We start from the raw sequence: 328 nt of genomic DNA, 5'->3' as shown, positions 1-328 counted from the left end.
TGCGCCGATGGTACTGTGGCTCAAGCCCCGGAAGAGTAGGGCGTCGCCAGGCATTGAAGCTCGCGCTTTTGATACATAAAACCCATTCACTCACCCTCGCGGCCAAGCGCCAACGGGCCAAAGGCCCGCAAGCCGGTCCTGAGCGACTGACTTGTCAGTCAGTCAAAGGGGCCAACGGCCGCCCGAGCTTATGCGAGGAAAAGCCAAGATCACAGATGTGATCACCGGCGTTTGAGGACAAAATACCACGGCGCGGGGTGGAGCAGTCCGGTAGCTCGTCAGGCTCATAACCTGAAGGTCACAGGTTCAAATCCTGTCCCCGCAACCA

The 328-nt window shown here is 58.8% G+C and carries 1 tRNA gene; it reads left to right on the top strand.

Going from position 1 to position 328, the window contains the following annotated elements:
• Positions 1 to 251: 251 nt before the first annotated feature.
• A tRNA-Met gene (locus LL253_RS19700) sits at positions 252 to 328 on the top strand.

This window comes from Sphingobium soli (genome assembly GCF_020782245.1).
Classification (GTDB): Bacteria; Pseudomonadota; Alphaproteobacteria; order Sphingomonadales; family Sphingomonadaceae; genus Sphingobium; species Sphingobium soli.
The sequence above is the reverse complement of the archived record's forward strand: the minus strand, read 5'-3'. Positions and strand labels throughout refer to the sequence as shown.